Genomic DNA, 14,843 nt, shown 5'->3' with positions numbered 1-14,843 from the left:
CGCAGCCAATACGTCGCCGCAGCCCAGGCCCGAGGGAACCGTCGCGTCAGCCGCGGCCATAAGCGCCGACATCACCCCAGCAACCGGCGGCGACGCCGCGCACCCCACGCCCCCAGCTTCGGAAGACCCACCCAACTCAGCCACCGACATGACCCCACCCCCACCCCCACTTCGCCGGGGGACCCCCACCCCGCTTCGTAGAGGAAACCTGTACTCGCACACATGTTCCCACGAGGGTCCGACAATCAACGGCACACCACGCAGGCTGTGGACAACAAACGACAAACCAGCACCTGTGGACAAAGACAGCACCCCGACCCCCGGAGATACCCGTCCCAGCCCGCGAGAGCCGCGCCCGATTCGGGGTTGTCCACAGCGGATTACGCGCTTGCGCATTAGGCGGGTACGCTGAAAGCTCTCCTGCCGCGGAACGTCCGTGGCCGTCAGTCCGAAGGAGGCTGGTGCTGACGTGCGCCGCTACGAAACCATGGTGATTCTCGCTCCCGATCTGGAGGAGCGGACTGTGCAGCCGACACTAGATGCGTTCCTGAACGTCATCCGCCATGAAGGCGGGACGGTTGGTGGCATCGACGTCTGGGGCAGGCGCCGACTGGCCTATGAGATCGAGAAGCACACCGATGGCGTGTACGCCGTGCTGGACGTGACTTGCGAGTCCGCCGCGGTCAAGGAACTCGATCGGCAGCTGAACTTGAACGAGTCAGTATTGCGGACAAAGGTCGTCCGCGTCGACGCCCACGAGTAGGAGGATTCATGGCAGCAGGCGACACTCAGATCACGATCGTCGGGAACCTAGTAGCTGACCCGGAGTTGCGATTCACGCCATCCGGTTCGGCGGTCGCATCGTTCCGAGTCGCGTCAACACCTCGCTATCTGGACCGCCAGACCAGCGAGTGGAAGGACGGAGATTCGCTCTTCCTGACGTGCAATGTCTGGAGACAGTACGCGGAGAACGTCGCAGAATCCCTGCAGAAGGGTCTGCGCGTGATTGTCACCGGCCGCTTGAAGCAGCGTTCGTACGAGACCCGAGAGGGCGAGCGGCGAACCGTGTTCGAGATCGAGGTTGATGACGTGGGCCCGGCCTTGCGAAGTGCCACCGCCAAAGTCAACCGCGTCCAGAGGTCAAACGGTGGTGCCGGTGGCGCTGCTGGTGGCGCCGCTAGTGGTGGGAGTGCCCCCGCTCGCGCTGACGATCCCTGGGCCACGCCGCCTCCGGGCGACGAGCCTCCGTTCTAGCGACGATCCGGCCCGTCGGCGAGCCGAAGCGGGCCAACAAAGAAGAAACAGCAACAGATGTCCGGTCCGAGCAGACCGGCGCACTTTTCGGGAGTCAAGTAGATGGCGAAGCCTCAGATAGTCAGGCCGACTCGGAAGAAGCCGTGTCAGTTTTGCTTGGACAATGTCGAGTATGTGGACTACAAGGACATCGCGCTGCTGCGCAAGTTCATATCAGACCGGGGGAAGATTCGGGCTCGTCGCGTGACCGGCAACTGCAACCAGCACCAGCGGTCGGTGGCCGCAGCGGTGAAGAACGCCCGGGAGATGGCGTTGCTGCCCTACACCTCTACAGCTCGTTGATCGGCAAGGAGACGGAATGAAGCTGATCTTGACCAAAGAGGTCGACAGTCTTGGCTCCGCGGGCGACGTCGTCGACGTCAAGGATGGGTACGGTCGCAACTACCTTGTTCCCCAAGGGATGGCTATCGCTTGGACGAAGGGTGGCGAGAAGCAGATCTCGCAAATCAGGCGTTCGCGCGAGGTTCGAGAGATTCGCGACAAGGACCGCGCGGAAGAGGTCAAGTCCGAGCTGTCACGGCTGAGCGTCCGCGTGTCCGTGCGCTCGGGCCAGGGCGGTCAGTTGTTCGGTCGAGTCACGGAGAAGGACCTCGCGGGGGCGATCAGGGCAGCCGGGGGACCGGACATCGACCGCGGCATTGTTCACGTGCCTGATCCGATCAAGCACGTCGGCGCTCACCTCATCGAGATACGACTGCACCCGGAGGTCTCCGCCGAGTTGTCGGTGGAAGTCGTCAGCGAATAGGACCAGCCACTGACCGCTTGGCTACGCGTGATTCGCCGCGATTGCCGCAGCCCTCGGACCGTAGCCTCCGCCGAACAGCACCGCGTGTACCAGGAGCGGAAACAGCTGGTGCAGCCCCAGACGCTGATGCCAGCTGGGTGGAAGATCGGCAACGCTGCGGTACCCGGTCACGATCTCGCCCAGATTCGGTGTGCCGAAGAGGACCAGCATCGCCAGATCGGTGAAGCCGCATCCTCCATGGGCTGCCGCGTCGATCAGGAATGCGCCTCTTGAGGTCCACAGCACGTTGCCATGCCACAAGTCGCCATGGACCCGGACGGGACCTGCGGCTCCTGCGGTCAACTCTGGGTCTTGGGCGATCAGCCGGTCGCACAACCGATCGATTACCCGCAGGTCCTGGCCTGTCAGATGCCCAAGCGCGTGGGCCTGTTGGGCGTAGGGGAGCACCCGGGCCTCCGCGTAGAACGGACCCCAGGCGTCCCAGCGTCCGTATGGCATCGGAGCTGATCCGATGTACCCGTGGGTTGCCCCGGGCGGGGCGACTCCGAAGCCGTCCGCTGGTGTCTGGTGGAGGCGGGCCAGCGTGGCTCCGAATTCTCTCGCCATCCGGGCATCTGGCCTGGATCGGTCCAGCCATCGCAGCACCAACGATTCACTGTCGGCGCCGATGACTTCGGGAACTGGCGCGCCTGCGTCGGCGAGCCAAGTCAGTCCGGCCGCTTCGGTCAGGAACATGTCCGAAGGGCCCGCCCCATGGACCTTGATGAACAGGGTGCCTTCATCGGTCTCGGCCCTCCAGGCGTCGCAGATCGATCCGCCCGAGACCGTCGTGAGCCGCGGTGCGCGCAGTCCGAGGCGCTCAAGCGCCCGGCGTGCGGCCCTGCTCGAGTTCGTCTCTGACATAGACAACCACCCCGTCGGCGGACTTCTCGATCATGTCCAGCACATCACGGAAACCGTCGCGACCACCGTAGTAAGGGTCTGGCACGTCGGCTTCGTCCGGGCAGCTCGGGTCGAAGGACCTCAGTAGACGGATGCGATCGCGTGGAGCGCCATGCCGGTTCGCCAGTGAGCGCAGGTCATCGGCATTGGCCGTGTCCATCGCCAAGAGCAGGTCGGAGTCGTGGAGCATCTCCGGGCTGACCTGTGTGGCCCGGTGATTCAGGTCGTACCCGGCTTCGCGGAGGGTCGCGCGAGCGCGCGGATCGGCGTCCTCGCCGATGTGGTATCCGGCGGTTCCGGCAGAACGCACGCGCACGTCGGCCAGTCCCGCGTCCGCGAACTTGCTGATCAGAACTGCCGCAGCCATCGGAGAGCGGCAGATGTTGCCAAGACACACCGTGGTGATCCGGAAATGCACGGATTCACGGTACCTGGCTGATAATCGAGCGGTGCTGCCATCACGCTTCGTCGTGCCCGCGACCGCCGCTGTCCTTGCCCTGTCGGGCTGTTCCACGATCGCAGAGCCGCCGATCGACGGCGGGCGCCAGACGGCATCTGACGCGGTTCCTGAGGAAGCGGTCTGGAACATCGCGTCTGAGAACTCGCTGCCTGGCAACCGGGGGTGGCGTGCGGCCAAGACACGGTCATCGGACTGGCGCGCGATGTCGGGGTTCGCGGACCGCTCGTCTGCGACTCCTGGTGACCGGGTCCGGCTGTTCGTGTCGACGGGAGCGCGGAAGTGGCGTGTGTCCGCCTATCGGATGGGTTGGTACGGGGGAGCCCAGGGTCGTCGGGTCTGGACATCGGAGGTACAGCCGGGCCAGCGTCAAGACGGCTCAGGGTTCGTAGCCGCGACCCGGACTTCATACGCGGACTGGCGGCAGTCGCTGTCCTTCACGACACAGGGCTGGAGCCCTGGCATGTACCTGCTGCGGTTGAAGGGCAGCAACGGAGCTGAGTCGCTCATCCCCTTGGTCGTTCGCAGCCCGGATGTCGCGGGGCGGATCGTGCTCGTAATGGCTGACACCACCTGGCAGGCCTACAACGAGTGGGGAGGCCGCTCGGCGTACTTCGGTCCCGGAGGGTTCGAAGACAGGGCCCGCGCGGTTTCGTTCGCACGGCCGTACACGAGTGGCAGCGGAACTGGCAAGTACCTGGCATACGAGCACCCGGTGGTCCGCATGGCCGAAAGACTCGGAATCGATGTGTCGTATGTCGCCGCCAGTGATCTGGACGTAGACCCACGTGCCTTGTCTGGCGCGGAGGGCGTCCTGTCGCTGGGACACAACGAGTACTGGAGTGTTCCTCAGCGAGCAGCTGTCACCAAGGCCCGCGACGCCGGCGTGGACCTTGCCTTCCTTGGAGCCAACACCATGTTCTGGAGGGTTCGCCTGGTTGAGGGCCCAGCGGGCGCGCGGATGATGGAGATCTACAAGTCCGCCTGGGAGGATCCTGTCGACGGTCCGACGACCACTGCCAGGTTCCGCGACGAACCGGGAGCCGATCCCGAACATTCCCTTGTGGGGCAGGACTATGAGTGCTATCCGGCCACAGGGACGTACACGGTGACCGACCCAGGGTTCTTCTTGTTCCGGGGCACCGGGATTGGGGTCAACGGAACCGTCCCGGGGATTCTGGACGTGGAGGTAGACCGGGCCTACCCGGTTCCCGGAACTCCGAAGAACCTGCGCATCGTCGCGGCCAGTCCCGTGGACTGCGAGGGCGCGCCGACCGTGTCGACGAGTTCGTACTACACAGCGAAGTCCGGGGCAGGTGTCTTCGCCACCGGCACCATGGGTTGGGTCCTTCGCGGACTCCGGAATCAGGCACCGCCAGCTGGGCGCGCGTTCGCGAAGAAGGTGACAACGAACCTGCTCCGCGCCATGGCGAACGGGCAGATGGGGCGGAAGCACCCGGCGGTCGGCAACATAGGTGACTTCGATCTGCCCACATGGAACACAACTGGTCGGGAATGACTTGTTCTTCCACAGGCGGTGGATCGAGATTCGCCTAGTCAGCCAGCGTGGCAGCCTGAGTCCAATGGCGCGATCCACAGGTAGTCCACAGCTCAGTGAGCATGTCGCAGGCGTAGTGTCCACAGGCTTGTCCACAGGGTCGCGCATTTGGGTCTCGACAGATGCTCGCGGGATGCCTAGCGTGACGCCTTGGTGAGCGGAACCCCGTCCGCGAAGCTCCCTGTCAGCGGGTTAGGTGTCGGCCTGGAGGCGGCACCTGTCAAGCGTGTTGGCAGGGCTGAGGTACCGGGGGCAGGGACGTCTGGTGCGGGGCGGGATGGGCCGTGGAAATCGCGCGGCCCCGCGCCAGCCGTCCTGGCGGTTGGTGTCTGTGTCGGACCCACCGGATAGGAAGGGCGAGACCGAGGAGGTACGCAGTGGGAAAGTCAGCGTGACCGTCGCGGAGTTCGCTGATCGGGCTGACCCGGTGACCGGGCCAGCCCGGACGCCGCCGCAGGATCTCGCCGCTGAGCGATCCGTGCTGGGAGCGATGCTGCTCAGCAAGGACGCGATCGCTGACGTAGTAGAGACGATCCGAATCGATGACTTCTACGCACCGGCACACCAAACGATCTACGGGGCTGTGACTGACCTATTCGGCCGGGGCGAACCGGCTGACGCGGTCACTGTCTCTGACTCTTTGACCCGCACCGGTGATCTGAGCCGGGTTGGGGGCGCGGCGTTCCTGCACACGCTCATCGCAGGTGTGCCGACCGCCGCGAACGCTGCCTACTACGCCCAGATCGTGCGAGACCGGGCGATCCTTCGCCGACTCGTGAGCGCGGCGACCAGGATCGTTCAATGGGGCTACGCGGGAGAGGGGGATGTCGACCAGATCGTCGACCAGGCGCAGGCCGAGGTGTTCGACGTGACGGCTCGGCGGTCCAGTGAGGACTACGTGTCCCTGGCGGAGATCATGGATGGGGCTGTCGCCGAGATTGAGGGCATTGCCTCGCGCAGCGGGGACATGGTCGGAGTGCCTACGGGTTTCGCGGATCTAGACCGGTTGACTAACGGGCTTCATCCGGGCCAGCTCGTGATAGTCGCCGCTCGCCCGGCCATCGGCAAGGCGCTGGCGCTGAACACGCCGATTCCGACGCCAGCTGGCTGGACCGACATGGGATCGATCCGTGTGGGCGATGAGGTTCTCGGAGCCGACGGGCATCCCACGCCCGTCAATGCTGCTACCCCGGTGATGTTCGGTCATGACTGCTACCTGGTTGAGTTCTGTGACGGAAGCCGGATCGTGGCTGACGCGGACCATCAGTGGGAAACGAGTAGCCCAACAGGGACCGGTTTGGCCGCCGACTCCTCGCTGCCCAAGATCATCACGACGACCGCCCAGATCGCCCGGAAGTACGATCGAGACTTGCCGCACGGCCCCTGCTCCATCGCAAACACCAAGCCCTTGGAACTGCCCTATAGGCATCTTCCGATACCGCCGTACACCTATGGTGTCCAGCTGGCGCTGGCAGGCGGTTCCGAACCTATCCGGCTGGCCGAGGACCAGGCGGAGATCGCCATGCGTCTTGAAGCTGAGGGCACTTCTATGGCGGCGGTAGCCCGCGGGCCATCCGGCGGCCCAGCGGCACCCTCGCATGTCGGCGGCGAATACTTGCGGGCCTCGCAAGGTCAGAGGCGGGATCTCCTGGCGGGGATTGCGGACAGTCTTGGCGTGATAACGCCGACCGGGGCAGTGGTCATGCGTGTTACCTCTCGAAGCCTCGCCCAGGGCATCTACGAGTTGCTGATGGGTCTTGGGATGCGCGCGGATGTGCGTGGTGAGCCATCTCGAACGCTGGGGGGCGCGGCGGCGACGGCATTGATCATCGAGACGCAGGAAGTCGTGTTCGGCTGCGATGAGCTGCGCTTGCTTCACAAGGAGCTGGCCGCTGGAAGCGGGTCCAACGGCGACCAGCGCTTGATCACCGCCGTGACGAAGATCCCCAGTGTTCCTGTCAGGTGTATGGAGGTTGGCAACTCGGACCACCAGTACCTCGCCGGGCGGTCGATGGTCCCCACGCACAACTCGACCCTTGGCTTGGACATAGCGCGTTCGGCGTCGATCAAGCACGGTCTGCCGAGCGCGATATTCAGCCTTGAGATGAGCCGCAACGAAATCGTCATGCGCTTGCTGAGCGCCGAGGCGCAGATCCCCCTGCATCACATGCGTTCGGGACGCATGGGTGACGCGGAATGGCGAAAGATAGCGGCCCGCCAGGGGGTCTTGCACGAGGCGCCGCTCTATGTGGACGACTCCCCGAACATGACCATGACCGAGATTCGCGCCAAGTGCCGGCGGCTGAGGCAGCGCCATGACCTGAGGCTCGTTGTGCTGGACTACATGCAGCTGATGAGCTCGGGACGCAAGGTGGAGTCTCGCCAGCAGGAGGTGTCGGAGTTCTCCAGGTCACTGAAGCTGCTGGCGAAGGAGCTGGATGTGCCGATCATCGCCATTAGTCAGCTGAACCGTGGTCCGGAGTCACGTAACGACAAGAAGCCGATGCTGTCGGACCTGCGTGAGTCCGGATGCCTGACCGCCGAAACCAGGGTGATCCGAGCAGACACCGGGGTAGAGGTGACCATGGGCGAGCTTCACGCTGCCGGAGCTCGCGAGGTTCCGGTTTGGTCACTCGACGACTCGCTGCGCTATCGGGCGCGAACGTTGACGCACGTCTTCCCGACTGGAACCCGCGAGGTGTTCCGCGTTCGCACCGCGTCCGGCCGGGTCGTGAACGCCACCGGCAACCATCCGTTGCTCACTCACGAAGGCTGGAGAGCAGTGCGTGAGCTGGGTCCCGGCGCGCGTGTAGCCGTGCCGCGTCGCTTGCCGGATCCAATCGAGAGCAAGTCAATGGACCGGTTCGAGATCACGTTGCTGGCGCACATACTCGGCGCCGGGACTCTGCTAGGTCGGCGGTGGCTGTCGTGCGTTAGCCGGGATCTGGACAGCGTGACGGCCGTACGCAAGGCCGCGTACAGCAGGTTCGGTATCGAAACCCTCAGCAAGCGAGAAGACGATTCGCAATCCTGGACGACGATCTTCCCGACCCCGCCTGGCATCGGCGGGTGGTTGCGCAACCCCATCACTGAGTGGTTGCGTGACCTCGGCGTTCGCGGCCTGGAAGGTGTCGAGCCGAGAGTGCCAGCCGGGGTCTTCGGCGCGCCGACAGAGCAAGTTGCCCTGTTCCTGAGGCACCTTTGGGCCGCGTGCGGAGATATCCGGCCGCCTTCGGATGGCCATCAGGGATCCATTCACGTGAGCACTGGTGCGCGCAGGTTCGCTGATGACGTAGCGCGGCTGCTGCTGCGCCTGGGGCTGACGGCCCACGTTGGCGAAGTGGCGAATGGTGAGTCCGCCCTGTTCCGCGTTTCGGTCGTTGGATCGCTGGAGCAGAGGGTGTTCCTGGACGCAGTGGGTGGATTCGGTCCGTGCGCCGAAGCTGCGAAAGCATGGGCGCTGCTCGATCGCAGCGCGGAAGGCGGCGATGATGCGGCGCCGCCTGGCATGTGGGAGGACGTGCAGCGGGTCATGGCTGGGGGACCTGAGGACTCGCACGCTGGGTCGGCAACTTCGGCTTCAGGGGATGTGAGCCAGGACGTGCCGTCAGCCGGAGGCCGACTCGCTGGAGTAGCCGAAGTTCTCGGCAACTCCGGGCTGGACCTGGTGGCCACGAACGACGTGACCTGGGACGAGATCGTGTCGGTGGAGTCGATCGGCCAGCGTGAGGTCTTTGACGCCACGGTCCTGGGTACGCACAACTTCATCGCTGACGGCATGGCTGTCCACAACAGCCTCGAGCAGGATGCGGACGTAGTCGTGCTGATCCACCGTGAGGATGCCTACGACAAGGACAGCAGCAGGATCGGTGAGGCGGACTTCATCGTCGCCAAGCACAGGAACGGCCCCACCGACACGATCACGGTCGCATTCCAGGGCCACTACTCGCGTTTCGTCGACATGGCCGCGGACTAGCCGCGCCCCGTCGCGAGCTGGATTGCGAATGTGGCGTGTCCGTTTTGTCCCGATCCCTGGGCGGAGCGCCAACGGTCACGCCCGGTCCATGGCTGGGGATCATGGATCGGTCCCGCAGGCGTAGGGAACGCGCGGGGTGATCGGCTGATGCCTGGCTGGGCCCGGTTGCGTCCGGCTACCAATCGCCAGTACCGTCCAATGACTGGGGCTGCGGGGAGGGGGGATGGCAGGCGAGAGATGAGTCGAAGAGCTGGTCGGGCCGTGAAGCCCGCATCCGGTCCGCAGCGTTTAGTTGCCACGGGCTCGTCGGCCGGTGGCCTGGAGGCGCTGGTGGGCCTCGTTGGGTACCTTGTTCCAGACTCACTGACTGCCTACGTAGTCGCCCAACATGTGGCTCCCGACTACCCGAGCGTCCTGGTTGATCTACTGTCCAACGACACCCAGTTGCGCGTGGTGGTCGCCACGAACGGCCAAGCCTTGGAGCCTGACGTCGTCGCGGTTGCCGCTCCCAACCGTGAGGTCACGGTGTCCGATGGTCGGCTGCGAGTTAGCGAGCCGCAGGATCGTCTGGGTCCACACCCGAGCATCGACCTCCTGTTCGAGTCAGTCGCTCGGGAGTGGGGTGATCGCGGGATCGGCGTGTTGCTGTCTGGCACTGGCTCTGATGGCACGATCGGCATGAGCGCGATCAAGTCTGCGGGGGGTGTCGCCATCGCCCAATCGCCGGAGTCGGCGAAGTTCCAAGCCATGCCGCAGTCCGCTACTGCGCAAGGTGCCGTGGACTTGGTCTTGGACCCGCCCGACATCGCACTGTGGTTGATGGCGCGGACCAAAGGCGTTTCCGGCGACGGGGTGTCGGCAGATCAGGTGGTCGAGGATGAGCCAGCGGCCCTGACCAGATTGTGCTCAATCCTGCGTCTCAAGACGCAGATTGATTTCTCTGGCTACAAGGTGTCAACACTGCGCAGGCAAATGGCTCGCCGGATGCTGCTAAGGGAGCAGGATAGCGTCGACGACTACCTCGCGACGCTCGAATCGGATCCGGACGAAGTGAGCGCTCTGGTGGCCAATCTGCTGGTCACAGTCACTTCCTTCTTCCGCGACCCCGACGCCTTCGATGCCTTGGCCGACCAGATACGAACATACGTGCACACCCGCGCGTCCAGAGAGCCGTTGCGGGTTTGGGTACCTGGCTGTGCTACCGGTGAAGAGGCCTACTCGCTGGCGATGGTCTTCGCGAAGATCCTGGGGCAGTCCAGGAACCTTGAGGACCGGCTGAAGATCTTCGCCACGGACTTGGACGAGTCGAGTCTGACTGTCGCGCGGTCGGCCGTCTACCCTGCGTCCGCGCTCAGTCAGATTCCTGAGGAGTTGCGTGCTGATTCCGTGGTCGTGGGCGAAACGGAATTCCAGATCTCCCCCGACTTGCGCGCATCCGTGGTGTTTACGCGGCACAACATTGCCCAAGATCCGCCGTTGCCACGGATGGATTTGGTTTCTTGCCGAAATACCCTGATCTACTTCACTCCTGAATTCCAGGGGCGTGCGTCGAGGTCGATTACGTATTCGCTGTTGCCTGGCGGTTTGCTGTTCTTGGGTGCGAAGGAGTCCGTCGGATCAGCCCTGGGTAGCTTTGAAGTAGTGGATGCGGCGCACAAGATTCTCTCGCGAACGCAGAAACGTGCGTCGGTCTTCGTGCCCACTGGGCGTTCGACCGCGTGGATTCCCCAAGGGAGTGGCGTGCGGTTCAAGCGACAACCGGTACTCGCGCGGGATGCGGCCCGAGACAGCAGGATGGAGTTGCTGGAGGCGCTCGTTGGCACGTTCAGGCACCCTTGCGTCGTGCTGGACGACTCTCACGACCTGGTCGAAGTTGTGGGGGATGTTTCTAGATTCTGTCAGCTACCCCCGGGCCCGGCCTCGGTCGCGGCTGAGTCCTTCTTGCGGCCGGAGCTGCTGTCCGAGGCCCGCGCGCTGTTGCTCTTGATTCGGGGGGGGGGAGAGAGATCCAAGTCTGTCACCGGTCGGCCCATCGAGCTGGCCGGGGCAGACAATCCCGTGCGGCTTGAAGCTCGCCTTCTGACAGTGGCGGACAGGTCCCTGTTCGCTTTGTCGTTCATCGAAGAGCCCTTGGACGTGACTTCCCTCCGTCAAATCGACCGGGATCCGACCTTCGATGACGAGCTGCGTCGGTTGGAGCACGAGCTCCTGGAGGGCCAGAAGCGCTGGAGAGAGTCCATCGAGGACCTGGAGACCACCTACGAGGAGTTGCAGGCCGCCAATGAGGAGCTTCACGCGGTCAATGATGAACTTGTAGATCTGAGCCGGGAGGCGCGTGTCCGTGCGGTGGACCTCCAGGCAGTGAATGCTGACCTCGCCAACATCGAGCAGTTGTTGACCCAGGGCCTGGTCTTGCTCGATGCCGATTTGCTCGTTACTCGTTTCACGCCAATGGCTGTGAGGCTCTTCGCACTCGTTGCCGCCGATATCGGTCGGGCGTTATTGGATGTGCCGACGACAATGCCAGTGACAGGGCTGGCCGAGGCTCTCCGTTCCGTTCGTGGCGGCGGCGACCGGGTCAACATCGAGTGTTCCGGCGACAGTGCGACATTCCTGGTGCAGGTGCTTCCCTACGTCGCGGCCCCTGGTGCGCTCCGGGGAGCGATCGTGGCCTTTTCCGACATCTCTGAACAAGCGACTTTGCGGCGCGCTGCCGAGCGTGCGCGAGGATCCCTGATTCGGATTGCTTCAGCGTTGCAGGAGGTCGTTTGGCAGCGGGACGTGGATACGGGTGAGTTGCTCTTTGTCAGCTCGCAGGTTCTTCAGCTCTCTGGATGGACGAGCGAGGAGGTTCTCGTTCGCCCTGGTCTACTCGATGAATGCGTGGATGAGCAGGATCGAGATGCGGTCAGGGCCGCCCGCCGGACGGCGGATGAAGCGTGGTCTGTCACCTACCGGTTCAACCCTCGGGAGGGCGGACAGCGGTGGGTTCTGGAGTCCGGTACGAAGGCTCGCGACAACGAACGAGTCACGCTCGTCGCCTCTTTGATGGACATCACCGACCGGCGGGGTGCGGAGACCGCTGCTGCGCAGGCTTCGCTCGTCTTCGAGTCGGTGTTCAGTACTGATCTTTTCGGTGTCGCGGTCCTGGATGCCGATGAGAAGATAGTGCTGGCCAACGACACGCTCGCAGAGTGGGTGGGCCGAAGCGCGGACAGCCTGGTTGGGCAGCGCATCTCCGAGCTCAGCCAGCCAGCGCCTGAGGGGCACGAACTGGTGACCGGCGAGCTGCAGATGGCTCGGTCAGTCAGTCGCATCCTGCATCAGAATGGGTCGAAGCGTTGGGTGACCATTGACTCGAGACCGCTGTGCGGAGGCGCCGAGGCAGGCGTCGCGATTGCGGTCGTTCAGGATGCTACTGGGTTGCTGGAGGCGCGCCACGATGCGATGACCGGCTTGCTCAACCGCAAGAGTGTTTGGGAGGCGCTGGAACTCGATGTTGCGCGTGCCGGCCGAAGCAATCGGCAAGTAAGCCTGCTCTGCATAGACATCGATCGGTTCAAAGAGATCAACGACCATGATGGCCACGAAGCGGGCGATCTGGTCCTAGGCGCCTTTGCTCAACGCGTCAAATCCGTGGTTCGCACCCACGAAGCAACTGGCCGCCTCGGGGGCGACGAATTCGCGGTTGTGCTTTCGGACTACGAATCTGAGGGCGCTCTGGAAGCGACGATAGAACGGATCCTGGCTGCAATCCGCGAACCGATCGTTGTGGGCGGTGTGGAGTTCGCCTTGTCCGGCAGCATTGGCGTGGCCCAGTTCCCGCAGGACGCGACATGCGCAGAAGACCTGATGAGGGCAGCGGATACCGCCATGTACCAAGCCAAAGCTCGCGGGGGCGACCGGTTCGAGCACTTCCAGCACTCCATGACCGTGTTGGCCGACCGGCGGCTTCAGATTCGGCAAGACATGGTCAAGGCCGTCGAGGATCACGATTTCGAGATGTACTATCAACCGATCGTTGCAGTGGATGATTCGGTGTGGGGCGTCGAAGCCCTGGTCCGTTGGAATCGCGGTGGCGAAGTCGTCGTGGCGAGCGAGTTCATCAGCGCCACCGAGTCCAGCGGCCAAATGCGTTCGCTGGGCACCGTGGTCTTTGGCCTGCTCGGGACTGATGTTGAGCTCATGTGCGCGGCCGGGTTTGGCGATGTGCCCATAAGCGTGAACATGTCCACAACGCAGCTTGAAGACCCGGCCCTTACCTCTCTCCTCACCGCCTGGCCTGCCGCGACCGGGATGACCAACGTCGTCTTGGAGGTGACCGAGTCGGTGTTCCTGCCCAACCATTCCCGGGCTAGGCGTGTGCTCGAGAGGCTGACGCAGTTTGGCGCCGACGTGTGCGTGGACGACTTCGGGTCAGGTTTCTCGAACCTGAGTCTGCTGCGGGAGCTTTCTCCGGCCTTCACCAAACTCGATCGGATGTTTCTCGCTGACCCCGTCGCGGCTGAGGCGGGCAGAACCCAAGGAGATGCCGAGGTAGCGACGGAGCTCGTTGATCGCGCACATTCGGCTCAGATAGCGCTCATGACTTCGGCCATCGAGATGGGTCACGCTCTCGGTGCCAAAGTAGTCGTGGCGGGAATCGAAACTCGGGACCAGCGGGACCTAGCGACTCGCCTCGGCGCCGACTTCCTGCAAGGTTTCGCGATCGCCGAACCAATGCCCATGCCCGAACTGGTCAGATGGCTCAAGGATCGATCTGGGACGGCATAGGTCACCACGTTGTTCCGATGGGATCTCGATGACGCTCGAGCGCGCTGGGTCCCGGCAGACGCCTCCGACCGCACACGTCCTGGGGTCGGGGGACTCACCGTGCCGAGAAGTGCCCCAGGGCGTCGATTGGCACGCGCTCTTCGCCCAGCGTTTCTAGCGTCCAGGCGAGGCCCCTCGCGGATCTCTTCAAGTGTTGATTGAAGGATGACGTGGGGCGTTGCCGCCCGGCTATCATGCTCAGCGGCGCTTGGAGGTCGGGGGCGGCGAAGTACCCAAGTTCGTCAACGCGGGGCATCGCGCACGCGAGCAGCGTGTCGGCGTATGTAGCGTCGGTTCGCGCTGCTCGGACAGCGTCTTCATACGAGACCCGGATCATGTGCGCGGCGTTCTCAAGGGCTTGATCCAGTGCAGCAACAAGCGCTGCGGTTCCGACCTCGCTCTCATCGGCCTCGACCGCGGACACTATGGCTGCGGCGGCAGAGTCGGACCACCTCGTGATTGGGCATGCGCACATCAAGCAGCGCCGCTTGCACACACTCGTCCCGGTGGCGCCATTTGGGGTGGTTGCGGACTATGTGCCCTTCTACTTCGCACCGCGCAGCCCGATGCTCTTCGCGATTCACCGTAACCAGGTCGCGGGTCACCGCGGAGGGCAGGAACCGATCGTTTACTTGGTCGTGTCTCTGGAGGAGCTGCTGCCCGTGGCGTCGGTTGTATTCACGGACCGAAACGCCTCGCTGGCTATCGCACAGTTCAGCAGTGATTCGCGAGCAGCCACGTCGTTGGTCGATTGGGATCTGATGAACCTGACTTGGCTCAAGTTAGTGCGCTCTGTCGGCCCTGTGGATGCTCTGGATGGCGTCGGCTAGGTCGCCAGGGGGTGGTTGTTCGGCGGTGAGGATGTGCTGTCCGACGCGGATCTGGACGGTGCGATAGTGGCGGGCAGTGCGCACGAACCTCTTGATGGACCAGCCGGTTCGGTCCTCGACGAATCTGGTGACCGCTAGGGCTGCGAAGACGACGCTGAGGTGGGCGTCGATCGATTCGCGCTTGTGGTGGTAGATCGGTCTGGCTCTCA

Annotated in this window: 12 protein-coding genes; 8 read left to right on the top strand and 4 right to left on the bottom strand. The window is 63.9% G+C overall.

Annotation, left to right across the window (positions count from 1 at the left end):
* Positions 1-469 precede the first annotated feature (469 nt).
* From rpsF to rplI, 4 genes are all read left to right on the top strand, one after another.
* The gene (gene rpsF / locus Q8P38_04885) at positions 470-763 is read left to right on the top strand and encodes a 30S ribosomal protein S6 (protein ID MDP4013935.1); all 294 of its coding nucleotides are present in this window, start codon (positions 470-472) and stop codon (positions 761-763) included.
* 8 nt (positions 764-771) lie between these two features.
* A complete protein-coding gene (locus Q8P38_04880) occupies positions 772-1,254 on the top strand; it encodes a single-stranded DNA-binding protein (protein MDP4013934.1) in 483 nt (160 codons plus the stop codon).
* A gap of 102 nt (positions 1,255-1,356) precedes the next feature.
* Positions 1,357-1,596, top strand: coding sequence for a 30S ribosomal protein S18 (gene rpsR / locus Q8P38_04875; protein ID MDP4013933.1), 240 nt, complete (start codon positions 1,357-1,359; stop codon positions 1,594-1,596).
* A 16-nt stretch (positions 1,597-1,612) separates the two neighbouring features.
* Positions 1,613-2,059, top strand: a complete 447-nt coding sequence (gene rplI / locus Q8P38_04870) for a 50S ribosomal protein L9 (protein MDP4013932.1) — start codon at positions 1,613-1,615, stop codon at positions 2,057-2,059.
* Positions 2,060-2,080: 21 nt separating this feature from the next.
* Here the strand turns inward: rplI and Q8P38_04865 are convergent, their stop codons facing one another.
* Both Q8P38_04865 and Q8P38_04860 read right to left on the bottom strand, forming a co-directional pair.
* Complete coding sequence (locus Q8P38_04865; GenBank protein MDP4013931.1) at positions 2,081-2,962, bottom strand: fructosamine kinase family protein; 882 nt, start codon at positions 2,960-2,962, stop codon at positions 2,081-2,083.
* A complete protein-coding gene (locus tag Q8P38_04860; GenBank protein ID MDP4013930.1) occupies positions 2,919-3,419 on the bottom strand; it encodes a low molecular weight protein-tyrosine-phosphatase in 501 nt (166 codons plus the stop codon). Before Q8P38_04860 ends, Q8P38_04865 begins: the two co-directional genes overlap by 44 nt.
* A gap of 31 nt (positions 3,420-3,450) precedes the next feature.
* On the opposite strand from Q8P38_04860, the gene Q8P38_04855 reads away from it, so the two are divergent.
* The 3 genes from Q8P38_04855 to Q8P38_04845 all read left to right on the top strand — a co-directional run bounded on the left by Q8P38_04855 (position 3,451) and on the right by Q8P38_04845 (position 13,765).
* Positions 3,451-4,977, top strand: a complete 1,527-nt coding sequence (locus Q8P38_04855; GenBank protein MDP4013929.1) for a hypothetical protein — start codon at positions 3,451-3,453, stop codon at positions 4,975-4,977.
* Positions 4,978-5,347: 370 nt separating this feature from the next.
* Positions 5,348-8,992: a replicative DNA helicase gene (gene dnaB, locus Q8P38_04850; GenBank protein MDP4013928.1), complete on the top strand. Its 3,645-nt coding sequence runs from the start codon at positions 5,348-5,350 to the stop codon at positions 8,990-8,992.
* A gap of 237 nt (positions 8,993-9,229) precedes the next feature.
* Positions 9,230-13,765: a chemotaxis protein CheB gene (locus Q8P38_04845; protein ID MDP4013927.1), complete on the top strand. Its 4,536-nt coding sequence runs from the start codon at positions 9,230-9,232 to the stop codon at positions 13,763-13,765.
* Positions 13,766-13,859: 94 nt separating this feature from the next.
* Here Q8P38_04845 and Q8P38_04840 read toward each other — a convergent pair whose 3' ends face one another.
* A complete protein-coding gene (locus tag Q8P38_04840) occupies positions 13,860-14,228 on the bottom strand; it encodes a hypothetical protein (GenBank protein ID MDP4013926.1) in 369 nt (122 codons plus the stop codon).
* Between the two features lies 1 nt (position 14,229).
* Here Q8P38_04840 and Q8P38_04835 point away from each other — a divergent pair, with 1 nt between their 5' ends.
* Positions 14,230-14,634: a DUF4433 domain-containing protein gene (locus Q8P38_04835; protein MDP4013925.1), complete on the top strand. Its 405-nt coding sequence runs from the start codon at positions 14,230-14,232 to the stop codon at positions 14,632-14,634.
* Here the strand turns inward: Q8P38_04835 and Q8P38_04830 are convergent.
* Positions 14,587-14,843 (bottom strand): IS1634 family transposase (locus Q8P38_04830; GenBank protein MDP4013924.1); only part of this gene is annotated, 257 nt, incomplete at its 5' end. The genes Q8P38_04835 and Q8P38_04830 overlap by 48 nt on opposite strands.

The sequence above is a fragment of the Candidatus Nanopelagicales bacterium genome (assembly GCA_030700225.1).
Classification (GTDB): Bacteria; Actinomycetota; Actinomycetes; order S36-B12.
Note: the sequence above shows the minus strand (reverse complement) of the source record. Positions and strands in the feature narration are given on the sequence as shown.